The organism is Natronococcus sp. (assembly GCF_047921035.1).
GTDB lineage: Archaea > Halobacteriota > Halobacteria > Halobacteriales > Natrialbaceae > Natronococcus.
The window spans coordinates 1-22,574 of record NZ_JBLRWX010000010.1; the positions used below are offsets into that span (position 1 = coordinate 1).

The window sequence follows — 22,574 nt, forward strand, 5'->3', positions numbered from 1 at the left end:
GAGAGACGATCGCTGCGTCCCACTTCGGAGAGTTTCACCCCTCTCGATCCGGTTCCGGCGCACCCTCGGGACCGCGGTCCCGCTCGCTCGAACAAGGTAGATATTTATTGCTAACTTCGAATCTGTCACGTAGTGAGCACCGCTGAACGAGACGCGGCGACGTCTCTCGTCCGAGGGCTGGACGCCGACCGGATCGCAAACGGCGCGATGTACGGACTGTTCGGGCTCTACTTGCTCCTCGTTCTGGTCGCGCACACGACCGGGGCCGTCCTGGCGTGGCAGCTCTCGGTCGCCGCGATCGTTCTCGGCTGGATCCTCGGGACGCGACTCGCCGTGGCCACCTACGGAAAGCGGGAACACCAGCAGGCCGCGATCTTCTCCGTGCTCGGAATCGCGTTCGTCATCGTCGGCCTGCTCTACCAGACCAGTTCGCCGGGGTTCGGGTTCGGTCCGAGCCGAGTGCTCGCGGTCGTCCTCGCGTTCGTCCTCACGCTGTCGTACTTTCTCGTCGTCACCGACGCCAGGCGGTACACGGCCGGCCAGTGGGCCGCAGTCGGCTGTTTTGCGGTGCTGGTCGGGATCTACCTCGCGCACACGCTGGCGTTCGTTCCCTCGAGTTCGCAGTCGCGGTGGCCGGTGTGGGCCGCGGTGATCATGGGGAGCAGCCTCTTCGTGATCCCACAGCTCGTTCCCGGGCGGGTGTTCCTCCGGGTGCTCTCCGGGCTCGCCGCCGCCGTCGTGGCGCTCGGAGTGGCGACGTACGCCGTCGGCGACTACACGCTGTGGATCTTCGAGGTCGGACGGTACACCGCCTCCTCGCCGAGCGTTCCCGGGTTCGATCCCGACGTTCTGACGCTGCAGTCGATCTTCCCCAACCCGAACGGACTGGGCCTGCTGTCGTTCGCCGGCTTCGTCGGCGCCGTCGTCGAACTCCACCGCTCCGCCGTCGCTCGGCGACCGATCGGGACGGCCGTCGCCGCGGTCCTCGCAGTCGTCTGCGGACTCGGAGTCGTCCTCTCGAACGCTCGAGCGGCGATGGTCGCAGCGGCGGTCGCGACGGCGATCTACGGCGCCTACGCGGTCGCCGGTCGAACGGCCGTTCCGGTCGCGGTCGCCGTGACCGCGCTCGGCGTGTTCAGCGGGCTCGCCGCGATGGCGCTCGGGCTCGTCGGCGTCTCCGCGTCGGGTCGGTTCGAACTCTGGGCCGCGAGCCTGAACGCGATCGCCGACGGTCCCCTGCCGTTCGGACACGGCAGCGGGCCCGCCAGCACCGTTATCGAGCCCTACCTCCCGGGAGAGGGGGCGCCGACGCCGCACAACTCCTACCTCTCGGTGGTGATCCAGACCGGCCTCGTCGGCGGGCTCGCCTACGTCGGGCTCGTCGTCGGCAGCATCGTCGCGCGCACGATCGACTACCGGGACGTCGACGTCGCGATGCTCGCGCTCGCCGTCGGCTGGGCGATCCACCAGTTCTTCGAGTCCTACACCATGTTCGACTGGTCCGTCGGCGCGGTGCTCGCGACCGCCACGATCGGTTACTTGATTTTTGACAGGTGATCGAACTCAACCTGATGGCCCCGCTCCACGAACTGAGACGGCCAGATTCGAATCGAGAGAGTTACGGCCCGAAAGCGGAAGGTGGCGACGGCGAATTCGATTTAGAAATTCTAATAAGCTGATTTTCGTTATTGTAGCCGTAAGCTAATGAGCAGTATCGGAAAGTCCAGCAAGAAGTGCTTTTATTTTGTCCATTACAAGGTGTATTATGTCTAATAACGATCTACCAATTGAAGAAAAAAATCCGAAGATCTCAGTTCTGATATCTCTATACGCGGGTGATCAACCAGAGCACGTCGACACTGCGTTCGAAAGCATATTCTGGCAGACTCGGCAGCCTGACGAGGTAGTCGTCGTAACTGACGGCCCGATCGGTACGACCCTTACAGAGACGGTCGAAGAGTGGGAAAGAAAGCATCCGGAGATAATCACTATCGTTTCGTTGAGCGAGAATCAAGGGCTCGGACGAGCACTGCAAGCCGGGCTCCAGAAGTGTTCTTACGAATTGGTCGCCCGGATGGACGCTGATGATATTGCTGTTCCCGAACGATTCGAGAAACAGGTTGACTTCATGACTAGTAATCCTGACATCGATGTACTCGGTGGATATATCGCCGAGTTCGCCGATGATCCATCAGAGATAGAGACGGTTCGATCAGTTCCAACCGATCCTGCCGAGATAGCTACACACGCATCGTACCGAAACCCACTGAATCATCCAACCGTCATGTTTCGAAAAAGTACAGTTCTCGCGGTTGGCGGATACGACGACTGGAAGTCGATGCAAGACTACGAACTTTGGATGCGGCTGTTGAATTCCGGCTATACGTTGGCGAACATACCTGACGTATTAGTGAAGGCCCGGGCAGGAGCAGGGTTGTACGATCGGCGAGGGGGACTAGGATATGCAATGACCGAATACCACATTCAACATCGGTTTCTAAAAAACGGACACATCAGACCCGCTCGGTTTGTACTAAATCTCATTCTCCGAATCCCGATTCGGATCGCACCGAAGTTCGTTCGTAAATTCGTGTACACTACTCTACTACGGAAGAACAAAACGGGCGTTTGAACGAACCTACACGAAAGCAGCAGGGTGAGAGTGTGGTTGTGTCGGGTAGAAGCTTTTCACGCTTATACGAACTCCGATCCGAGGACGGATCAATTGCGTTTCGAACCGTTCAAGAGTACGGTCCTTTTTTATAGTAATGGCAACTGAGCGGGAGTAAGATGCGTAGCTTGATAATAATAGGATAGTGAGGCTCATAAAGCAGCCTCGCTACCGACTCATCTATAAAATAGATTATTTAAACAGCTTATGAAGGTAGAAACGGACATTATTTCAGGGTTCAAATTTGAACTTGCATTTCAAGTACTGAAAACACTGCTCGGTGGACTTCTCATCATCGTCCTCGCTAGACTACTGACTGCGGGACAGTACGGATTGCTTCATCTGACCGTCTATCTCTGCTCGATCGTCGTACTGTTCAGTAGCCTTGGTATTCCAAGATCGATTGCGAAATTTATCACGGAGTACGATAAAAAGGATCCGGGCCAAATACCACACATAATTACAACAGGTGTGGTGGTAAATACCATAACAGTGACGGTCAGTGTCACTGTACTCGTCGTTTTTCGCGAAGAAATCGCACAAATATTTGATGAACCGGGTCTCGAATTGCTTATTTTTATTGGTGTTCTGTATATCATCTTCGAAAGTACGATGGAACTCTCTCGACGGGCGCTGCAGGCGTTCCGCCAAGTGTCGAAAGGATCTACGTTGATTGGTATTAACACAATTTTTAAATTTGGGTTCGCAGTCGTATTCGTTCTACTCGGATACGAGGTAATAGGTGCATTCGCCGGCTACGTTGCGGGATTGGCGGCCGCATCGCTCGTCGGAATAGTGCTGCTCTACTCGGTGCTCCGAGAGTACACTGCCGAACCGATTGAGGCGGGACTCCGTAGACGGATTCTCGAATATAGTCTCCCTCTGACGGTAACTGACAGCGGTGACATTCTAATGAAGCGCGTCGATATTCTCCTGATTGGATTCTTCCTTACTCCGGTCGCTGTCGGCTACTACACGATCGGAAAGCAAATTGTTAGCTTTGCTACTGATGCATCTAAGGCACTCGGGTTTTCGATCTCGCCACACTACTCGGAACAGTACACTGCGGGAAACACCGAGAAAGCCGCCCAATTGTACAAGCAGGCGATCGAGTCCGTCCTGGTTTTTTACATTCCTGCGATGGTCGGGTTAATAGTTGTTGCCGGGCCGACAGTTCGCCACCTGGTTGGAAGCGAATATATGGGCGCAGTCCCGGTTATCCAAGTTCTTGCAGTCTACATGTTCTGGTCAGCAACCACCAACGTCACCGGAAGCGGTCTCGATTACCTGGGGAAAGCAAAGTTTCGGGCGACACTGAAGGGAACTATGGCGGTAGCGAACGCGATCCTCGGGGTCTTGTTGATCCCGCAGATCGGTGTTCTCGGAGCAGCAATCCCGACGGTCATCACTTATGGGACGTACGCTGTCGGCAACGTATACGTAATGTCTCGATTGCTTTCAATTCCCCTCCCGGAGCTGCTCGGTGTCACTACGAGGATCGTTCCGCTTGCACTCCTTATGGGTGCCGTCGTCTACGGACTCTCAACGATGGTTTCTGGAGTTGGAACCCTCTTGGTTACCGTTGCGCTTGGCGTCTCGATCTACGGCGGGCTCGGAATCTACACCGATGTCATCGATACGGCACAAGTAAAGAAGATAGCAGGAAATGGATGAATTGATGAGACTCCGATTCGAACCCTTCTCGCACATAAATGGACTCTCGGATTGAACTGGTCGGCCTTCCCGGGAGTGGAAAGTCTACTCTCTCGCGGTTCATACGGAAGAGCGCGGCCGAACGTCAGATAACCATCTACGACAATCGAATGGCCTATTATCGGTGTTTTTTTCGGGCAAACCTGAAAGATCATTTCGGCCCGATTGGCACGGTTCTTCCGTCACGGGTAATGCGGTACATTACCCAAAACAGTGCGTGGGGTGACGAACTACAATCGCGATTCGAGGCATCATATCCAGATATTCATGGATTAATAAGCAGACTAGTCCACGAATACACTACTGATCCGGGACGGAAGCAATGGATGATGAAAAAGTACGGCCTGACGGTAGCACAGTACCAGGCGGCACAAGAATACCTTCGATCTGACGAGACGATACTCTTTGACGAGGGATTTGTCCACTACGCGAGCTCCTTGTTTTGCCCCCCAAGACCGAAGCACTCTCTCTCCGAGGAGGACATCCAGACCTATCTCAATGTGGTCCCACTTCCGGATTACTGTATATTCACCCGCAGCCCGGTCGAGATCTGCAAGCGTCGGATGGGTGATCGAGAGAAGGGGCGACCAGGTCAGTACACCCACCTGTCGGAGGATGAATTCGATCGGTACCTGAAACGTGCCGAACGGTGTAGGCGATTGCTCAAATCGGTCCTCGAGGACTCGTCGGTGGACGTTGTCGAGTTCGATACTGATACCACGCTCGAAGAAACAGCTTCGAAGGCTCGAAAGTTCGTGAGTTTGAAGACAGATCGGGTTTGAGAACCATCGAATGATATACCCGTGGCGTTCTCTCACCTCGGCGGTACACTTCGAAGACGTTTCCTCCCGAATATTTCGGGTTGAACTCCTCGTCGTTCTCCTTCTGTACTCGTCGGTCTATTCACATACGGTATTTTTCGAGCCAATCCTTGGACCCCTTCCGAATCCTCACTACGCGCTTCTTGCGCTTCTCTCGTTGTACGTCCTGTATCGGCTCTATGACGGTCTTCACTTACCTCGGGCGACAGGTATCGCGAGTATCGTGTTTGGTGCGTTCTGTCTCTATTACTCGGTAACGATTCTCTGGTCCCCCGCGAGCGAATACGCACTCTACAAGGCAACACGTCTGCTCACCGTTACGCCGTTACTATTCGCTGCAACAATAATCATCGCAACGGACCAGAACGGAAAGCATCGAGTTTTGCGGATTTTCAAGTATGTGCTCGGTCTTGCTCTCCTAATCGCGCTTGTCACGTTCTACGCGCGTGGGTTTAATCATAGTTTATCGCAACTCATGGGAGTCAACTATCTAATTTATTCCCGGGTTCTCGGCGTCGGCGCTCTCACGGCCGTGTTGTTCGCGACAGTCGCCGAGACCCAGCGGCGAAGGCTTCGATTTGCCGGACTCGCAGCCGTGCTTCTTGTTGCGATGTTTCTGACTGGCGGCCGTGGTCCACTGATTGCAGCGGTCATGATGGCCACCGGAATCGTTGCCGTACGGTTTCACCAGACCGGTCGATCACTCGGCTGGCGAAGTATCGTCACCGGCGCAAGTATTAGCGTCCTCGGGCTTGCCGTGCTGGCAGTCGTCATCGGTGCGCGGACGATCGAGCGGTTCACCACCTTACTTACCTTACAGGACGGCAGTGCCGCGACGCGGCTGGACCTGTACTGGGTGGCCATCGAGTCATGGAGTAACGCACCGCTGTTCGGCCATGGTATTGGCAGCTACTCGATCGTGGGAGACGTGGGCCGACATCCATACTGGCCCCATAACCTCTTCCTCGAGGTCGGAGCCGAAGCAGGACTCGTTGGCATCATCTTGCTCATCCTTCCGTTCGGTATTGCGCTCTTCCAGTTCATAACATTCGAAACGGAAATCAGCCCGTCAGGTCTCTTAGCAATCGCGTTTGTCGGCTACATGCTTCTCAATGCGAGCCTCACGGGAGATATTTCAGAGAATCGGGCACTGTTCGTTGCACTCGCGATGCTGTTCGCTACCGACCGCTCTCCGAAGTTCGAGTGCAGCCTAGCATATATCGGCGCTCGAGTACGGACCGCGAAGCGGATTCGATCGATGGACGGTTGATCTTCCCCGTTGTTCGAATGGCTTCCACAGTACGTGGACTGCCGGTGTCGATCGCCGACCCTCGAGTCGGATAGCTAATCTTAAGAGTCGTTACACGGCAATTGCTGTCTGTGTCCGTTTCGCTCTCGATCATTATTCCGGTGTACAACGATCCGGACGGTATCTCGAACACGCTCAGATCCCTTCGAAAGCAGACGTGCTCGGTTGACGGCTACGAGATCATCGTTGTCGACAACGACTCAACGGACGAAACCCGACAGATAGCAGCCGAAATAGCGGCCGATACTAAAAACACGATTGTTGTCGACGAAACCGACGTCCAGAGTTCGTACGCAGCCAGAAACACCGGAATAGAGTACGCTTCCGGGGAGATTCTGGCGTTCGTTGATGCCGATATGACGGTTCCGGCGACGTGGGTTGAAGAGTTGCTCGCGCTCTTTGAGCGACGGGCGGTCGACTATGTCGGCTGTGATGTCAAATTGTACATCGAAGGCAGCGAGACCATTATCGGGAAATACAACGTTGCGACTGGATTTGCCATCGAACACTACGTGACGGAGCGAAACTTCGCGCCGACCTGTTGTCTGGCCGTTCGTCGTGCGGTACTCAGCGACGTCGGCAGCTTCGATTCGAACCTGATCTCGAGCGGGGACCTTGAATTCGGTCAGCGGGTCGCGGCGGCGGGATACACACAGTATTTCGCCGGCGAACTCACGATGTACCATCCCGCTCGAAAGACCGTCAGTGCCCTTCGATCGAAAGCGCTCCGCGTCGGTCGCGGCCACGAGCAACTCTCTACCAAATATTCCGAGTACAGCGACGCCAGACCAATCACCGATCCCAGAAACGTTCTACCACCACACCCGGGGAACTTCCGAAAGCGCCTTACGGGATCGCACTCGGTATCAACGCTACTCGCATTCTATCTGTTGGCGTATATCTACAAACTTCACCTCCTCGCAGGGCGCATCATCGAACGGCGAATCACACGACAGTAAACTGATTCGAGAACCGCTTGAGTAGACGGTCTCTGTTCAAGACGGCAGGTATTTGTCGTCGAATAGGCCCAGTTATAGTATGTCGGATACCGGTCGCCCAGAAATATCCGTTATTATCCCGACCCATAACCGTCCTGTGCGACTATTGGGTGCCATCCAGAGCGTCGCAGAACAAACGGTGACACCGACGGAGATCATTATTGTCAACGACGGCTCTGACATCACCTACAAGGACACCATCGACCGCCTTCCGACGGGAACGTTCGAATACAACTACATAGAGTGCTCCAGTTCGGGCGGTGCTGGACGGGCCCGAAACATCGGTGCTGCGGCCGCGACCGGAGATATTTATATGTTTCTAGACGACGACGATCGATGGCGACCACAGAAGGTCGAAGGTCAACTCGAAGTTTTCGATCGACGGCCCGAAGTCGATCTGGTCTACTCCGGTCGGATCGCAGTCGACGAGAACGGCACCGAACTGTATCGAATTGACGCCAATGAGAGAGGGGATCTCGCCGAGCGAATTCTACTTCGAAACTATATTGGCACGACATCGAGCGTTGCGGTCTCTGCCGGGGTGTTTGATAGGGCTGGTGGCTTCGACCCCGAGATGCCGGCACTGCAGGACTGGGAACTCTGGATTCGGCTCTGTCAGGAAACGATCGTTGGCGTCGATAAAAAGTACACCGTCGAGTGGACGGCTCACGCCGATCCCGGCGAGCAGATGACGAGTGAGCCGAAGCGCTACGTCCGTGCGATCGATCGGATCGAAACCAAACATGCGGCTAAACTTGCGACGCTCGATTGGATCACCCGCCGTCAGGTTACCGCTTATCGATACAGTTCGATCGCCGATAAGTACGCCCGCGCCGGTTCGGCGAAGCGGTTCAAGTACATCGCTCAGAGCCTCGCCAACTACCCGACACTGACCGCGCTCAGTCGGGTACTCCCGGGGTCAGTACTTATGCGTCTCCGGACGGCACTTCCCTGACGGGCAACTTACCACGAATCCACATCCACTACTTTCGGCTTTCGAGTGAATTGCCGACGAAGCGACTTCGTTCGACGAATGCAGACGTTAGTGTCCCGTCTGTAGGCACCAATGTTGGCTCACCGCGCTTGAAGTCAAGTAAGTTGAGCATTTCGAGTGCAAAAAACGAGTGTCTGTTCTCGTTACCGGTATAAATTGTTGAGAAGACCTCCTCTGGAAGGACTGCTGGCCACCCTGATGGATCTTTTCGATAGCGGAGATAGCTGTTTACCGGCCGTATCAATTTGAACAGCGGACTATCTCGAAGTGCGTAATAACCCTGTCGAACGACCGAATCACGTTCCGTGGCTCCGACCTTCGATTCATCGACATCACCGTAACGAGCGTACAGTTCGTCAGTGTACGACGTAAGCAGACGTTTGTCGATTCGGTGTTCCATCGGCACCGTCTGCCAGAACTCGAAGAACTCGCGATCCCAAAGCGGGACGCGATAACCGACGTCAAAGTAGCGGTAGATATCCAGATCGGCGTGGATCCACTTCGATTCTCTCTCAAGCCACTCCCATCGCTCGTAGACCGTCGCTGCGGCAGTCGGAGATAGCTGTTCGTTCTCGATCGAAAGCTGATCGCGGAGCCACGCTTTGCACGTCTCAGCCAGTTCGGTTTCGAAATCCCATAACCAAAAGTTCATTTCGAAGAGATCTTCGATGACGCGGTCGCATCCGATCGCCGTCTCGGCCTCGTATTCGGCCGGTAGGTGCTCAGCCATCGTTGCCGCGGTATGGCCAGGAAGAAAGAGACAATCATCTTCTACTAGACCACGATCGGTAAGTCCCTTAACGGCGAGCCAGTTCATATGGACGATACCGGGCAACCGGTCACCGTTGAACGCTGTCTCAAGGTATCTATCGTACTCGTCGCTCCGAACTAGCGCCCGCCAGTGTTCGGGACGATAAGTTACGTTGATCCAATCGACACCGAGGTTTTTTGCAACCGTTCGTGCGGTTTCGGTTTCTGCATTTCCGGCTTGGCCATGTGAGTACGTGAGGATATTCTCGTATCCGTGTTTAATTAACAAGAGAAGTATGAGCCGAGAGTCGTAGCCGCCACTGAGCGGAACAACGAGCTGTCGGCCGTCAGCGTTCTGAATTAGCCGTTTAGTAACCGAATCGAGAGTGGAGATCAGTTTATTTCGGAGTTCCCCATCTGATCGTGAGACTGGGTCGACCAGATATTCGTCGGTTGTTGTCGATGTAACTGAACCCGTACTCGGATCGATCGCGAGCAGTTCGCTTGCACAAACCTGATTGAATTCGGGATAAAGTGTCCTATCCTCATGAACGTATCCGGTAGACAGAAATTCAGTCTGACTCCGAAATGATGGGACAGGAGTTGAACAGTCAGTTTGGAGTTCGTGAACGTTGTTCCCGACCCAGACTTGATCGTCTTCGATTCGATAGTAGAGCGGAATCGACCGAAGGTGATCGGTCGCGCAGTAGACGTGTGAGTCGTGCTTGGTTATTAGTGCAAACGGAGGGGGAAGATCACTAACAACACTCGAGAGTTCTGCCATGGTCTCGGTACTGTTGATCCGCCTTGCTACTGCTCTCGGGTCATGTGGCGTTGAGACCCACGTATTACCAATGTTGGCCCATTCGGATGAACAGCAGATGTCGACAGCTTCCATACGAGCGGGCAGAGGGACAGCCGATAATTATCTACCGATCGAACGACGGAATGACTCGGTCGTCTCGCCAGAGCGAGGATAACAACGGGCGTTGACTCGCTTCGTTCGTTCCATCCATCCGAGTTAGACTATGACGGAGGAACGAGCAACACGTTCCCGGTCGCTCGAGCGACGAGCTCCTCGGAGACGCTGCCCAGCAGCAGGCGGCGGAGGCGGCTGTGTCCCCGCGAGCCGACCAGCACCGTCGTCGGGTTGACCTCGGCCTCCGTGGCGAGGATCTCCTCGGCGGGGTCGCCCTGCCTGACGACGATCTCGACGTCGATCCCCCAGTCCTCGAGCTGAGCTGCCAGCTCCCCCAGCTGCTTCTCGGGGTCGTCACCCTCCGGCAGGTCGGGATCCTTCGGGGTCGCGACGTGGACGAGCGTCGCCTCCCGGGTGGCGTGTCGCAGGTACGAGAACGCCTCGAACGCCCGGTCGGCGTTCTCGGAGAAGTCCGTCGCGTACAGCATCCGCCGGAAGAGGTGCTGGCGGACGACCTCGGGGTCGTCGACGGCGCGTTCGATCCGGTTTACTAGCAGCGGCGTCTCGGTCGTCCGGGCGAGGTTGCGCGCCGTCGACCCCACGACGCGGTTCTCGAGCGGACTCTTCCCGCGCGAGCCGACGATCGTGAGGCTCGCGCCGATGGTGTTGGCGATGCCGATGATCCGGCGGTGGGGCGTGCCGCGGACGACGTGGGTCTCGACGTCGAATCCTGCGTCCTCGATGACCTCCCGGTACCGTCGGATCGCCCGCTTTCGGCGCTTTTCGAAGTCGATTCCGGGCATTCCCGAGTGGACGTTCGACGGGACGACGGTCACCAGATGAATCTCCTCGATCCCGATCCGGCCCAGACACTCGAGGCAGGTCTCGTTCCGTATCGTCGCCTCGCTGGCCGCCGAGAGATCCGTTGCAAGTACCGCTTTCATACCAGTGGTACGGAGCCGACGGTATAATATTGTTTGGGTTATTCAATACCAGGGGTCGGTGGAACGACGAACGACGGGAGGGCCCGCTCGCCGAGGACGAACTGGAACTACCGGCCGCCGGGGTCCACGAAAGCGCGTCCGACCGCGTCGCTCGAGCGGTACCGAGCCGTCGGTCTCGAACCCTTATATCCCCGTAACGTATCCGAATATTCTCGTTGGATACCAGTGTGATTCTCTGCAGTAATATTGTTCTATAATCCCAAAAGCGTTATACACTCCCCCCGGGTAGTGAGTAGTGAGTAGAAACCCATGACGCACACACAACTGCCGTCGAACGGGGGTCGAGACGAATGATCGAGTCCGCCAGTCTCCCGCCCGTCGCACAGGCGACGGCTCTCGTCGGCGTCGTCTTCCTCCAGGCGGTCGCCCTCTACGTCGGCTACGGGCTCCTCGAGCGGATCGCATCGCCGTTGATCGAACGGGTCACGGACGCGAGCACGTAATCGATGGAGCTACTCGGTCTCTCCCCGGCGCTGCTGGCCCTGTTCGTGAGCTTCGGCTTCGCAGTCGGCGTGCTGTTCGGCTTCTTCGGGATGGGCGGGTCGTTCCTGATCACGCCCACCCTGTTGATACTGGGCTATCCCGCGCCCGTCGCGATCGGCAGCGGGCTGGCCTTTTACTTCGGCACGTCCGTCATCGCGGTGTTGAAACACTACGACGTCGGACAGGTCGATTACAAACTCGGTGCCGTCCTGTTCGTCGTCCTCTCGATCGGGATCGAACTCGGCAGCCGACTCGTCTTCGGCCTCGAGGCCCTCGGGATCGCCGAACTCGTCACGGGCGTCGCGTACGTCGTCTTGCTCGCGGGGATCGGCGCGCTGTTCCTCCGGCGGGCCTATCGGCTCGAGGATGACGAGGACGAGGACGACGAGGTCGGCGACGAGGAGATCCCCCCGGTCGCCCGGAAGATCCAGTCCTACGAGGTGCCGCCGATGCTCTCGTTGACCTCCGGCGGACGGGCCTCGCTGTGGACGATCCTCGGCTCCGGGGGAAGCGTCGGGCTCGTCTCGGGGCTGATCGGCGTCGGCGGCGGCTTCATCCGGATGCCCGCGATCTACTACCTGATCGGGACGCCCCTGACCGCCGCCGTCGGGACGAGCCTGTTCGCCGGGCTGTTCTCGGGCGCGTTCGGTACCTTCACCTACGGGATGTCCGGCGGGGTCGACCTCGCGGTCGTCTCCCTGCTGCTTGTCGGCAGCGCGCTCGGCGCCCGGATCGGGTCTGCCGCGACCGCGATCGTCGAGGAGGACGACGTGATCGTCTACTTCGGGGTCATGATGCTGCTGGCCAGCGCCGGAATCGGGCTCAGCGAACTCGCGAACTGGCTGGGCGCGAGCGCGCTCGACGTGGTCAGCGTCGTCCTGCTCGTCGGGTCGTCGTTCGCCGTCGCCGCGATCATCCTCTCGCAGGTCCTCGCCGCGGCCGGGGGCGGCGAAACGGATACCCCGTCGGCGACCAATGGAAAGTGATACCGACGAACACTGACCGACCGACCGATCGCCGCGCCGTCCGAATCGACCGACGGGCGGGTCCCCTTCCGTGACGCTGATCGGCGTCGTCGCGGTCGTACTGGCGCTCGGGGTCGCCTCCCGGGTCCTCGCGGACCGGCTCCGGATCCCGAGCGTCCTATTTTTGATCCTCGCGGGCGTCGCGATCGGTCCAGAGGGGCTCGGCCTCGTCTCGCAGGCGACGTTCGGCGAGGGACTCCCCGTGATGGTCGGCGTCAGCGTCGCGATCATCCTCTTCGAGGGCGGCTACCACCTCCGCCTCGAGAAGCTCCGGGAGAGCCCGACGGCCCTGCTGCGGCTCACGACGGTCGGCGCAGCGATCACCTGGCTGGGAACCGCGGGCGCCGTCGTCGTCTTTCTGGAGACGAGCCTCGAGGTCGGCCTGCTGGTCGGGGCCCTGCTGATCGCGACCGGGCCGACGGTGATCGGTCCGATTCTCCAGGTCGTCACCGTCCGGGATCACGTCGCGGCCGTCCTCGAGGGCGAGGGCGTGCTCAACGACGTCACCGCCGCGATCCTGGTGATCGTCGTCTTCGAGGTACTGATCGCCGGGAACGGCGGTCCACTGTGGCTCCTGGTCGAGTTCGGAGGCCGGCTGGCGGTCGGGCTGGCCGTCGGAGCCGTCGTCGCCGGTGCCGTCTGGCTGTTTCTCAGCCGGGGCAACCTCTCGCCCGGGACCGCGCCGCTGCACGCCCGGCTGGTCGTCCTCGCCGGGATCGTCGTCGCCTACGGCGGCGCGGAGCTGCTCGCGAGCGAGACCGGGATCGCCGCCGCGGCGATGGCCGGCTTCGCGCTCGGCAACGTCGATCTCCCTCACCACGAGGACGTCGTCGACTTCCTGGACGACCTCTCGGTCGTCGTCCTCTCGTTTATTTTCGTCGCGCTGGCGGCGCTGATCGACTTCGGCGATATCATGACTCTCGGGCTCGCCGGGATCGCCGTCGTCGTCGCGATCACGCTCGTGCTCCGGCCGGCGGTGATCTACCTGGCGACGACCGGCGAGCGGTTCACCCGGGACGAACGGCTCTTTCTCAGCGCCGTCGGTCCCCGCGGGATCATCCCCGCGAGCGTCGCGACGCTGTTTGCCGTCGAGCTCCAGACGCTCGGCCAGCCACAGGAGGCCCAGCTGCTCGCCGGCACCGTCTTCCTGATCATCTTCGCGACGGTCGTCCTCCAGGCCGGCCTCGCGCGACAGATCGCGAACCACCTCGGTGTTTCACCAATGCGCACGATACTCATCGGCGGGGGACGGGTCGGCCTCTCCCTCGCGGAACGGCTCGAACAGGACGGAGAGAACGTCCTCGTCGTCGACGAGGATCCCGACGCGGTCGAACGGGTCCGCGAACGGGGACTGCGCGCCCTCGAGGGCGACGGCACCGACGCCGACGTCCTCGAGCGGGCGGGAGTCGACGAGGCGAAAAACGTCGTCGCGGCGACGCCCGACGACGACGCGAACCTGCTGGCCTGCCAGCTCGCACGGACCAGCTTCGACGTCGAGACGGTCGCCTCGCGGGTCAACCAGCCCGGCAACGTCGAGGCGTTCGAATCGCTCGGCGTCCGCGCGATCGACCTCTCGATGGCGACCGCGTGGTCGCTCGAGAACGTCCTCGAGCGCCCGTCGCTGTCGGCGTGGATGAACGAACTCGGTCGAACGGGCGACGTCCGGGAGATCGAGGTGACGGCGACGGATCTCGTGGGGAAGACGATCGCCCAGCTCAACGCCGAGATCCCCGACGGCTGTCTCGTCGGGCTGGTGACCCACGGCGACGGAACGACCGAGGTGCCGACCGGCGATCACGTGCTGCGCGACGGCGACCGAGTCACCTTCCTCGGGCGGACGGAGGCGGTCGACCGCGCGGTCAAGCGGTTCCATCCACACGATTGATCGGGTGTGAGCGGAGAACGTCGCTATCGCTAGATCGCGTCGTCCGGTTCGTGAGTCTCGGCCATCCGGCTCGCCTCCGTCGCGTACTGCTCCCGGAGCTCCGGATCGTCCACGGAGCCGAGGTTCGACGGGGCGACGGTCACCGCGGCCGTCGTCGGTCGGTCGTCGGTCGAACTCGTGAGCGCCCGCTCCTTCCGGAAGTACCGCTCGCCGTCGGGGGTCGCGTACACCAGGATGATGAGGTTCTGTTCGTCGTCGGAGTAGGTTCGCTCGACCAGCCAGACGCGAACCGCCTCGGATCGTTCGTTCATGGGTCGTGATACGGGTTCGTCGCCCGTAATTCTTTGCATAGAATGTGCAATTTCGACAGAGATGACGATTGAGGACTCGAGTCCACACCAACGCTTTGTTGCCGACCATTGCCTTTACTCGGGATACACCTCTCGAGAGGGGGAGATCGACCGGAGTTGTGTTATACTGTATTGTACACTACCTACAAAACCTTTAAGCGCCTCCGGTCCGTACGAAGACGTGATGACAACCGATGCAACCAGCCCCTCGGCGGACCGACCGACGAACGAACCGCTCTACGTCGACGGCGAGGACGACCTCGAGACGATCGTGAGCGACCGCGACGTCGTACTCGTGGACTTCTACGCCGACTGGTGTGGCCCCTGTCAGATGCTCGAGCCCGTTCTCGACGGGCTAGCTGCCGAAACTGACGCGACGATCGCGAAAGTCGACGTCGACAGCAACCAGCAACTCGCCGCCGCCTACGGCGTCCGCGGCGTCCCCACGCTGCTCGTGTTCGCCGACGGCGAGCAGGTCGAACAGCACACCGGCGCCCTGCCGGCCGACCGACTCCGCAGCCTGATCGAGAGATATACCGAATGAGCGAGGGAACGAACGCGGACGTCCGCGACGTCGCGATCGTCGGCTCCGGCGTCGCCGGCCTCTCGGCCGCCGTCTACGCCGCGCGAGCCGACCTCGAGCCCCTCGTCCTCGAGGGCCCCGAACCGGGCGGCCAGCTCACCCTCACCACCGACGTCGAGAACTACCTCGGCTTTCCCGAGGGCGTCGGCGGGATGGAGCTGATCCAGCGCGGGAAGGAACAGGCCGAACGGTTCGGCGCCGACTTTCGCCACGGCACCGTCGAGGACGCCACGCTCGAGGACCGCCCGTTCGAGCTCGAGCTCGCGGACGGCGACGTCGTCCGGACCCGCGCGCTGATCGTCGCGACCGGCGCCAGCGCCCGCTGGGTCGGCGCCGACGGCGAGGACGAACTGATGGGGTACGGCGTCTCGACGTGTGCGACCTGCGACGGCGCCTTCCACCGCGGCGACGACGTGCTCGTGATCGGCGGGGGCGACTCGGCGATGGAGGAGGCGCTGTTCCTCGCGAAGTTCGCCGACTCGGTGACGGTCGTCCACCGGCGCGACGAACTGCGCGCCTCCGAGGTGATGGCACGGCGGGCCCGCGACCACGAGAAGATCGCCTTCCGCTGGAACGCGGAGCTAGTCGAGATCCACGGCTCCCGGGAGGAGGGAGTCACCGGCGCGACGCTCGTTTCCCATCCCGACGGCCACCCGACCGAGAAGCTCGCGGCGAGCGCGGCGCCAGGGACCGGGACCGAGGTCGAGCGAGAGTCCGTCGACGTCGGCGGGATCTTCTACGGCGTCGGCCACGTTCCCAACACGGAGTTCCTCGAGGACACCCCGGTCGAACTCGCCGACTCGGGGCACCTGGAGACGCTCGAGGGGATGACGACCGAAACCGCCGCCGAGGGCGTCTTCGGCGCGGGCGACGTAATGGATCCCGACTACCGTCAGGCGGTGACCTCGGCGGGCACCGGGAGCATGGCCGCCCTCGACGCGGAGGCGTGGCTCGAATCGCAGTCCGTTCGGTCGACGTCTCGAGCCCTCGCCGAGTCGACCGTCCAGTAGCAAAACGGTGGGGGAGTTGCAGTCGGCCGAGATGCATGGGGTGCGGTGTCGGTGACTCCGCCGACTGCAAATCAATACAAAAACTAATGAAATAAATACTTTCTTCTTTTCTAACTAATCTGTCGGACGAAAGCCCAGGCTTTAGCCCCGGGAGTGCGATACGGGTTCGCATGAAGGGAGTCGTCCCCGCGGCCGGCGAGGGTACGAGGCTGCGTCCGCTGACCGACGAGAGACCGAAGGGGCTCGTCGAGGTCGACGGGCGACCGATCCTGACCCACGTCTTCGAGACGCTGCTCGAGGCCGGGGTCGACGAACTCCTCGTCGTCGTCGGCTACCGCAAGGAGGCGATCGTCGACCGCTACGGCGACGACTACGCGGGCGTCCCGATCAGCTACGTCCACCAGCGCGAGCAGCGAGGGCTCGGCCACGCGGTCTCGCTGGCGGAACCGCACGTCGACGGCCCGTTCGTCGTCCTCAACGGCGACAACGTCTTTCGGGGCGGGATCGGGCCCGCCCTCGAGCGCGTCGAATCCACCGACGCGGAGGGTGCGCTGCTCCTCGAGGAGGTCGATCCGGAGACCGCCCGGGAAACCGGCGTGGTCGACGTCGAGGACGGCCAGGTCAGGAGAATCGTCGAGAAACCCGACGATCCGCCCTCTCGCCTGGTGACGACCGGCTGTTACGTCCTGCCCCCCGAAATCTTCCACGCACTCGCGCTCGCGCAGCCGTCCGACCGCGGCGAGTACGAACTCAGCGAGGCCGTGGGCCTGCTGGCGCGGGCGGGCAGACGAGTCGACGCCGTTCGACTGCCGGACGAACGGATCAATATCAACGCGCCCGAGGACCTCGAGCGGGCCGAACGGCTGGTCGACTAGGAGAGCATCGAACGGTCGAGGTAGAGTCGCTCGCGGTCGACGTCGCGGGCGTGCGGTGCATTTCTTCGAGGATCCCGATCGGACTTGCCGCGAGAGTATCCTTCATGATCTTTCGCTGCACACGCAGGCAGAATCCCCAACCCCCAAACCGGACTATCCGTACACGTACACGAAATAACATTTGGAGCGACGAACGACCGTCCCGACGGGTCATCGGCCCCGTCGGAGGCGGCGTTCGATTCGGTAGTCACCGGACGAGAATCGACCCGACCGCGTCCCCGATCGGGTCGGTGCGGCGGTTCCAGGGGACGGACACACCAGACAATGGCACTCACAGACCTCGGTAGACGGGAGTTTCTCGCGGCTGGCGTCACGGGACTCTCGGTAACGGCGGCGTACGGCGCCGAAGCGTTCGGCGTCACCGAACGGTTCGACGACGCGAGAGTTACGGCGGTCGTCCCCTGGGCCCAGGGCGGGGGGACCGACCGGGCGATGCGGATCACGACGCCGGCGTGGTCCGATCGGCTCGGCATCGAGTTCGTCGTCGAGAACTACCCCGGCGGCTCGACCCAGGTCGGCGGCGAGGAGCTGTACAACGCCGACCCGGACGGCACCACGGTCGCGATGTGGAACATGCCACAGATGCAGGCGACGTGGCTGTTCCAGAACGCGCCCTACCGGATGGAGTCGTTCGACTACCTCGGCACGCACCACTGGGACCCGACGATGTGGTTCGCGCCGCTCGATCGGCCGTACGACGACCTCGTCGAGTTCGTCGAGTACGCCCGCGAGGACGGCGCGACCGTCGGAATCACCTCCGCCATCGGGAACACGGCGCTGTCGGCGCTGCTCGTCGAGGAGACCTACGATCTGGACCTGACGGTCGTCAACATGGAGGGCGGATCGGAGGTCCGCCAGGCCGTCCTCGCGGGCGACGTCGACGCGGGCGTCAACCAGCCGTGGGCGTTCAACCCCGACCACGTCGACGACGTGCTCGCGCTGGGCTCGCACACCGCAGAGCCCCAGGAGCTGTGGCCCGACACGCCGTCGTTCGCCGACCTCGGCCTCGAGGACGTCCCGCTCGTCGAGGAGGGACTCGGCCAGTGGAAGCTCGTGGTCGTTCCCGGCGGACTCCGGGAGAACCACCCCGAGCGTTTCGAGCGCCTCGCCGAGACCTACGCCGCCGTCTTCGAGGACGAGGCGTTCCTTGCCGAGGCTGAAAACCAGGGCGGGCTCGACGACATCCTCGAGTACCGCGGCCCCGACGAGACCGCAGCCGAGGTCGAGGAAACCTCGCAGTTCATGGAAACGTATGCCGACGTGGTCGAGAACTTCATCTACGATCGATAACGACGATGACGAGAATCACGCCGCCGACCGTGACGATGAGTACCGGCTCGCGAACGCTCGAGGTCGACACGGGCGAGTTGCTGTTCCCGGGGCTCGTCCTGGCGTTCTGCCTGTTTTACTACTGGGACACGCGCGCGCTGCCCGAGCTCTCGATGCTGTACGCGGGGCCGCTGCTGTACACGACGATCGCGCTCGCGGTCGTGACCGTGGCGGTCCAGGCCGTCTCCGTCGGCACCAGTGACGAATTGGGCGACAGCGGCCCCGACGACGGAGACGGCGGCGTCGAGAGCGCGGCGGCCGCGTTCGACCCCGACAGCGACCCCGAGGCCGACGAGGAGGCCGTCTTCACCGTTCGAAGCGCAGCGGTGCTGATCGTGCTGACCGCCGGCTACATCGTCGCGCTCGAGCCGATCGGCTTTCTCGCCGCGACGGTCGCCTTCCTGGCGGCCACGCTGTACCTGTTCGGCGAGCGCAACCCGCTCGCGCTCGCGGGATACCCGCTCGGCTTCGCGATCGGCGTCTGGCTCGTGTTCGTCCAGTGGCTGATGATTCCGCTATGACTATGCTCGGAGCGCTCTTTCCCGCGGCGATCGACGGCGCGCTCGGCATCCTCTCGAGCCCGTACGTGCTGTTCGCGATCCTGCTGGGGACGGCGGTCGGCATCGTCTTCGGGGCGATTCCCGGGTTCTCCGCGACGATGACGATCATCCTCTTTACCCCCGTGACGATCCCGTTCGAGCCGACCGTCGCGTTGATCTTCCTGGTCTCGGCCTACGGCGGGGCCGTCTACGGCGGCTCGATCCCGGCGATCCTCATCAACACGCCCGGCGCACCGGGCTCGATCGTCACCTGCTGGGACGGGTACGAACTCACCAAGCAGGGCCGGGCGATCTACGCGCTCGCGGTTTCCGCGATCGTCTCCGGACTCGCGGGGCTGATCGCGGCGGCGTTCCTGCTCGTGTTCGCTCCGCCGATCTCCGATTTCGCGCTCAACTTCGGCAACCCGGAGATGTTTCTGCTCGCGGTGTTCGCCCTGACGATCATCCCCGCGGCGAAGGGGTCGTCGCTCTCGAAGGCGCTGCTGGCCGGCGCGTTCGGGTTGCTGATCGGGACGATCGGAAACGACCCGCAGCTCGCCCAGCCCCGCACCACGTTCGGCCAGACAGCGCTGCTCGAGGGCGTCGACTTCGTCGTCGTCCTCATCGGGCTGTTCGTGCTGGCGGAGGTGTTCTGGCTGGCCTACCGGGGGACCGTCGTCACCGGCGACAACACCGTCCAGCGCGGCGTCTCGGAGGTGTACGACGCGGCTCGAGCGGTCGTCTCGCGGCCTGTCGGGTTCGTCCGCGGCGCGCTCATCGGGACGTTCATCGGCTCGCTGCCCGGCGCCGGCGCCGACGTGGCGAACTTCGTCTCGTACAACGAAGCCAAGCGCTGGGCGAACGACGAACTGGCCGACCGGTTCGGCACCGGGATCATCGAGGGCGTCATCGCGGCGGACTCGAGCAACAACGCTACCCAGGGTAGCGCCCTGATCCCGACGCTCACCCTCGGCATCCCCGGCAGCGGGGCGACGGCGGCGCTGCTGGGTGCGATCGCGTTGCACGGGCTCAACCCCGGTCCCGGCCTGTTCGACGCCTCGGGCGACATCGTCTACGCGATGATCCTCTCGCTGTTCGTCGGCAACGTTCTGATTCTGATCTACGGGCTCGCCGGCTCGCAGTACTTCGGCAAGCTGGCGTATATTCCTATTCGCTATATCATTCCATCGGTCGCGGTGCTGGCGGTCGTCGGTGGCTTCGCGGTCCGGAACGCGCCCGTCGACCTCTACATCGTGCTCCTGTTCGGGCTGCTCGGCGTGCTGTTCGTCGTCTACGATTACCCGCTGGTCAGCCTCGTTCTGGGCGTCATTCTCGGCGACATCGCCGAGTCCGGGTTCGTCACCGGCTGGCTGCTGACCGGCGAGAGCGCCACCGCCTTCCTCTTCAACAGCTCCATCGCAGTCGGCCTGCTCGCGCTCATCGCGCTCTCGCTGATCGTGACCGCGATCAAGAACTGACGGGCAAACGCCCGTCGCTACTCGGTTCGAAGCGGATCGAAAGAACGTCCGCGATCGATCGCGACGCGGTGCGATCGACTACGACGCGTCGGCGACCGCGACGACCTCGTCGGAGCGCTCGAGGTCGCCGAACTCGTCCTCGCCGTGTTGCTCGTGGAACTCGAGACGCGAGCGGGTCCAGGAGCCGGGCTCGAGTTCCTCGGCGGCGATGACGCCCTCGCTGGCGGGCAGATCCAACTCCTCGACCGCCCCGTCGTCTGCCAGTACCGAGTAGCGGATGCTGCCGCCCTCGACGCCCTCCTGGACGGAGCTGGGGAGGTGGAGCGGACGTCTGATCGAGACCGGGAGTTCGGTCTCCTCGTCCAGGTAGAGGACGAGTTCGTCGTCGTCGGTCTTCCTGAGCAGTCGGTCCACGATCTCGTCCGGGGACTGTCTGTCGACCGTCATCGTCAGTCGCCGGCCTCCTCCGGTTCCGTCCCGTCGCCGACCCGGCGGATGCTGTCGTAGGCAAAGAGCGGGTCGCCGTCGAGGGTACACTGCTTGCAGCCGAGACACTCGAACCCCTCGTCGTAGAGGTCGTTGTAGGGAATCTCCCGGCGCTCGTGGTACTCCCAGACGTCCTCGGTCGTCCAGTGGACGATCGGGTTGATCCGGGTGACTTCCTCCTTCTCTTCGAAGAAGTCGAGGTTCTTTCGCCAGTCGTAGCTCCCCTCTCCCTCGCCGTCGTCGAGTCCCTCGTCCATCCGGTAGCCGGTGATCCAGCCGTCGTGGCCGTCGACCATCCGCTCCATCGGCGCCGACTTGAGCGTCTGACAGCACAGATCCGGCTTGCGCTGGTTCACGCGCGGGCCGTGTTCGGCGACGAGTTCCTCGTAGCTCGAGTCGGGTTCGTACGTCTCGAAGGTGACCCCGTAGCGGTCCTCGAGGGTGTCCTTCATCTCCCAGGTCGACTCGAAGTGGTTGCCGTGATCGAGAAAGGACAGCGTGACCTCGCTCTCGAGGTCGACGTCCGACCGTGCGAGGAGGTCGAGGACGGCGTTCGAGTCCTTCCCGAAGCTGCAGGTGAAGGTGGGATCGTCGAACCTGTCCCACGTTTCCTCGAGCACCTCGAGGGACTTCTCGAGCTTTTTGTCGAGGCTGGCGGATTCGATGTCGATTTCAATTGCCATTTTCAGGTGGTGCGATGCGGCGGTACTGAACGCGTCGGTGCGGCGAGTTGTGAATCATAGTACGTGTGGTTCTCGTGGTAGCAAAGGACATTACAGGATTGCTAAAGTGGGTTGTGCCTGCACATCCGGGCGGCTCGAGTAGCGGGTCAGCGGCTCGAAAGCGGCAGGTTCGACGAATCCAGGTCGGTTCCGAAAGTCCCGTTCGCCGGCAGGAGCGCAACTATCGAACGCCCGAATCGGCCACACGGTCGGTCACAGGACCGGCCCCGCCGCAAAACCACACTTATCGATCCTCGCTACTAACACGTAACCGAGACAATGCACACAGTGAGCGTTCCGTTCGCGATCGTCACCGGAACCGGTGCAGGCCTGCTCGCGCTGCTGTCGTGGGAGGTGTTCCGTAAATCACCGTTCGGAACGGCTGTCGCGATGGTCGCGATCGTGATGTCGGGAACGACGATCTACCACACCGTGTTGCTCGTCCTCGGGACGGAGTCGACGGCGCTTCGCATCCTTCGCGGGAGCGTCTACACCCTGCTCGCGGTCTCGATCTGGCTCGTCGTGTACAGACACCGAACGATACAGCGAGGGGCGACGCTCGAGTGACGT

Annotated in this window: 22 protein-coding genes; 17 read left to right on the forward strand and 5 right to left on the reverse strand. The window is 61.4% G+C overall.

The window, feature by feature from the left end:
- The first annotated feature begins 132 nt into the window (after positions 1–132).
- From ACNA7R_RS03645 to ACNA7R_RS03675, 7 genes are all read left to right on the forward strand, one after another.
- A complete protein-coding gene (locus tag ACNA7R_RS03645) occupies positions 133–1,557 on the forward strand; it encodes an O-antigen ligase family protein (protein WP_416282182.1) in 1,425 nt (474 codons plus the stop codon).
- Positions 1,558–1,765: 208 nt separating this feature from the next.
- Positions 1,766–2,632, forward strand: a complete 867-nt coding sequence (locus ACNA7R_RS03650; protein WP_416282183.1) for a glycosyltransferase — start codon at positions 1,766–1,768, stop codon at positions 2,630–2,632.
- A gap of 246 nt (positions 2,633–2,878) precedes the next feature.
- Positions 2,879–4,345, forward strand: a complete 1,467-nt coding sequence (locus ACNA7R_RS03655) for a flippase (protein ID WP_416282184.1) — start codon at positions 2,879–2,881, stop codon at positions 4,343–4,345.
- Positions 4,346–4,713: 368 nt separating this feature from the next.
- On the forward strand, positions 4,714–5,166 hold the full coding sequence (locus ACNA7R_RS03660) for a hypothetical protein (protein WP_416282186.1): 453 nt from the start codon (positions 4,714–4,716) through the stop codon (positions 5,164–5,166).
- 10 nt (positions 5,167–5,176) lie between these two features.
- On the forward strand, positions 5,177–6,475 hold the full coding sequence (locus ACNA7R_RS03665; RefSeq protein ID WP_416282187.1) for an O-antigen ligase family protein: 1,299 nt from the start codon (positions 5,177–5,179) through the stop codon (positions 6,473–6,475).
- A gap of 110 nt (positions 6,476–6,585) precedes the next feature.
- Positions 6,586–7,473 (forward strand): glycosyltransferase, encoded by an 888-nt coding sequence (locus ACNA7R_RS03670; RefSeq protein WP_416282188.1) that lies wholly within the window; start codon positions 6,586–6,588, stop codon positions 7,471–7,473.
- 79 nt (positions 7,474–7,552) lie between these two features.
- Entirely contained in the window at positions 7,553–8,467 is a 915-nt protein-coding gene (locus ACNA7R_RS03675) for a glycosyltransferase family 2 protein (RefSeq protein ID WP_416282189.1), read from the forward strand.
- Positions 8,468–8,495: 28 nt separating this feature from the next.
- Here the strand turns inward: ACNA7R_RS03675 and ACNA7R_RS03680 are convergent, their stop codons facing one another.
- On the reverse strand, positions 8,496–10,154 hold the full coding sequence (locus tag ACNA7R_RS03680; RefSeq protein WP_416282190.1) for an asparagine synthase-related protein: 1,659 nt from the start codon (positions 10,152–10,154) through the stop codon (positions 8,496–8,498).
- A gap of 128 nt (positions 10,155–10,282) precedes the next feature.
- The gene (locus tag ACNA7R_RS03685; RefSeq protein ID WP_416282191.1) at positions 10,283–11,119 is read right to left on the reverse strand and encodes a universal stress protein; all 837 of its coding nucleotides are present in this window, start codon (positions 11,117–11,119) and stop codon (positions 10,283–10,285) included.
- 350 nt (positions 11,120–11,469) lie between these two features.
- Between ACNA7R_RS03685 and ACNA7R_RS03690 the strand changes: the two genes are divergently transcribed.
- From ACNA7R_RS03690 to ACNA7R_RS03700, 3 genes are all read left to right on the forward strand, one after another.
- Positions 11,470–11,622 (forward strand): hypothetical protein, encoded by a 153-nt coding sequence (locus ACNA7R_RS03690; protein ID WP_416282192.1) that lies wholly within the window; start codon positions 11,470–11,472, stop codon positions 11,620–11,622.
- A 3-nt stretch (positions 11,623–11,625) separates the two neighbouring features.
- Positions 11,626–12,648 carry a sulfite exporter TauE/SafE family protein gene (locus ACNA7R_RS03695; protein WP_416282193.1) on the forward strand — a complete coding sequence of 341 codons (1,023 nt, stop codon included), beginning with the start codon at positions 11,626–11,628 and terminating at the stop codon, positions 12,646–12,648.
- A gap of 70 nt (positions 12,649–12,718) precedes the next feature.
- Positions 12,719–14,572: a cation:proton antiporter gene (locus ACNA7R_RS03700; protein ID WP_416282194.1), complete on the forward strand. Its 1,854-nt coding sequence runs from the start codon at positions 12,719–12,721 to the stop codon at positions 14,570–14,572.
- Between the two features lie 29 nt (positions 14,573–14,601).
- Here ACNA7R_RS03700 and ACNA7R_RS03705 read toward each other — a convergent pair whose 3' ends face one another.
- The gene (locus tag ACNA7R_RS03705) at positions 14,602–14,883 is read right to left on the reverse strand and encodes a hypothetical protein (protein ID WP_416282195.1); all 282 of its coding nucleotides are present in this window, start codon (positions 14,881–14,883) and stop codon (positions 14,602–14,604) included.
- A 223-nt stretch (positions 14,884–15,106) separates the two neighbouring features.
- Between ACNA7R_RS03705 and trxA the strand changes: the two genes are divergently transcribed.
- From trxA to ACNA7R_RS03735, 6 genes are all read left to right on the forward strand, one after another.
- The gene (trxA, locus tag ACNA7R_RS03710; RefSeq protein WP_416282196.1) at positions 15,107–15,466 is read left to right on the forward strand and encodes a thioredoxin; all 360 of its coding nucleotides are present in this window, start codon (positions 15,107–15,109) and stop codon (positions 15,464–15,466) included.
- A complete protein-coding gene (locus ACNA7R_RS03715; protein WP_416282197.1) occupies positions 15,463–16,515 on the forward strand; it encodes an NAD(P)/FAD-dependent oxidoreductase in 1,053 nt (350 codons plus the stop codon). Before trxA ends, ACNA7R_RS03715 begins: the two co-directional genes overlap by 4 nt.
- A 170-nt stretch (positions 16,516–16,685) precedes the next feature.
- Positions 16,686–17,390 carry a sugar phosphate nucleotidyltransferase gene (locus ACNA7R_RS03720; protein WP_416282198.1) on the forward strand — a complete coding sequence of 235 codons (705 nt, stop codon included), beginning with the start codon at positions 16,686–16,688 and terminating at the stop codon, positions 17,388–17,390.
- A gap of 324 nt (positions 17,391–17,714) precedes the next feature.
- Positions 17,715–18,740: a Bug family tripartite tricarboxylate transporter substrate binding protein gene (locus ACNA7R_RS03725; protein WP_416282199.1), complete on the forward strand. Its 1,026-nt coding sequence runs from the start codon at positions 17,715–17,717 to the stop codon at positions 18,738–18,740.
- Positions 18,741–18,745: 5 nt separating this feature from the next.
- Positions 18,746–19,300, forward strand: a complete 555-nt coding sequence (locus tag ACNA7R_RS03730; RefSeq protein WP_416282200.1) for a tripartite tricarboxylate transporter TctB family protein — start codon at positions 18,746–18,748, stop codon at positions 19,298–19,300.
- Positions 19,297–20,796, forward strand: a complete 1,500-nt coding sequence (locus tag ACNA7R_RS03735) for a tripartite tricarboxylate transporter permease (protein ID WP_416282202.1) — start codon at positions 19,297–19,299, stop codon at positions 20,794–20,796. The genes ACNA7R_RS03730 and ACNA7R_RS03735 overlap by 4 nt, the downstream gene beginning before the upstream one ends.
- 78 nt (positions 20,797–20,874) lie before the next feature.
- On the opposite strand, the gene ACNA7R_RS03740 is transcribed toward ACNA7R_RS03735, so the two are convergent.
- Entirely contained in the window at positions 20,875–21,243 is a 369-nt protein-coding gene (locus tag ACNA7R_RS03740) for a hypothetical protein (protein WP_416282203.1), read from the reverse strand.
- A 2-nt stretch (positions 21,244–21,245) separates the two neighbouring features.
- A complete protein-coding gene (locus tag ACNA7R_RS03745) occupies positions 21,246–21,965 on the reverse strand; it encodes a phosphoadenosine phosphosulfate reductase family protein (RefSeq protein ID WP_416282204.1) in 720 nt (239 codons plus the stop codon).
- 318 nt (positions 21,966–22,283) lie between these two features.
- Between ACNA7R_RS03745 and ACNA7R_RS03750 the strand changes: the two genes are divergently transcribed.
- Positions 22,284–22,571, forward strand: coding sequence for a hypothetical protein (locus ACNA7R_RS03750; RefSeq protein WP_416282205.1), 288 nt, complete (start codon positions 22,284–22,286; stop codon positions 22,569–22,571).
- The last annotated feature ends 3 nt before the right edge of the window (positions 22,572–22,574 follow it).

Excerpts from the sequence above, each read along its gene's own strand:
- ACNA7R_RS03735 (WP_416282202.1), top strand. The coding sequence starts at position 19,297 with ATGACTATGCTCGGAGCGCTCTTTCCCGCGGCGATCGACGGCGCGCTC.
- ACNA7R_RS03675 (WP_416282189.1), top strand. The coding sequence starts at position 7,553 with ATGTCGGATACCGGTCGCCCAGAAATATCCGTTATTATCCCGACCCAT.
- ACNA7R_RS03660 (WP_416282186.1), top strand. The coding sequence starts at position 4,714 with ATGAAAAAGTACGGCCTGACGGTAGCACAGTACCAGGCGGCACAAGAA.
- ACNA7R_RS03730 (WP_416282200.1), top strand. The coding sequence starts at position 18,746 with ATGACGAGAATCACGCCGCCGACCGTGACGATGAGTACCGGCTCGCGA.
- ACNA7R_RS03695 (WP_416282193.1), top strand. The coding sequence starts at position 11,626 with ATGGAGCTACTCGGTCTCTCCCCGGCGCTGCTGGCCCTGTTCGTGAGC.
- ACNA7R_RS03665 (WP_416282187.1), top strand. The coding sequence starts at position 5,177 with ATGATATACCCGTGGCGTTCTCTCACCTCGGCGGTACACTTCGAAGAC.
- ACNA7R_RS03655 (WP_416282184.1), top strand. The coding sequence starts at position 2,879 with ATGAAGGTAGAAACGGACATTATTTCAGGGTTCAAATTTGAACTTGCA.
- ACNA7R_RS03705 (WP_416282195.1), bottom strand. The coding sequence starts at position 14,883 with ATGAACGAACGATCCGAGGCGGTTCGCGTCTGGCTGGTCGAGCGAACC.
- ACNA7R_RS03680 (WP_416282190.1), bottom strand. The coding sequence starts at position 10,154 with ATGGAAGCTGTCGACATCTGCTGTTCATCCGAATGGGCCAACATTGGT.
- ACNA7R_RS03715 (WP_416282197.1), top strand. The coding sequence starts at position 15,463 with ATGAGCGAGGGAACGAACGCGGACGTCCGCGACGTCGCGATCGTCGGC.
- ACNA7R_RS03750 (WP_416282205.1), top strand. The coding sequence starts at position 22,284 with ATGCACACAGTGAGCGTTCCGTTCGCGATCGTCACCGGAACCGGTGCA.
- ACNA7R_RS03745 (WP_416282204.1), bottom strand. The coding sequence starts at position 21,965 with ATGGCAATTGAAATCGACATCGAATCCGCCAGCCTCGACAAAAAGCTC.
- ACNA7R_RS03685 (WP_416282191.1), bottom strand. The coding sequence starts at position 11,119 with ATGAAAGCGGTACTTGCAACGGATCTCTCGGCGGCCAGCGAGGCGACG.
- ACNA7R_RS03740 (WP_416282203.1), bottom strand. The coding sequence starts at position 21,243 with ATGACGGTCGACAGACAGTCCCCGGACGAGATCGTGGACCGACTGCTC.
- ACNA7R_RS03720 (WP_416282198.1), top strand. The coding sequence starts at position 16,686 with ATGAAGGGAGTCGTCCCCGCGGCCGGCGAGGGTACGAGGCTGCGTCCG.
- ACNA7R_RS03690 (WP_416282192.1), top strand. The coding sequence starts at position 11,470 with ATGATCGAGTCCGCCAGTCTCCCGCCCGTCGCACAGGCGACGGCTCTC.
- trxA (WP_416282196.1), top strand. The coding sequence starts at position 15,107 with ATGACAACCGATGCAACCAGCCCCTCGGCGGACCGACCGACGAACGAA.
- ACNA7R_RS03650 (WP_416282183.1), top strand. The coding sequence starts at position 1,766 with ATGTCTAATAACGATCTACCAATTGAAGAAAAAAATCCGAAGATCTCA.
- ACNA7R_RS03725 (WP_416282199.1), top strand. The coding sequence starts at position 17,715 with ATGGCACTCACAGACCTCGGTAGACGGGAGTTTCTCGCGGCTGGCGTC.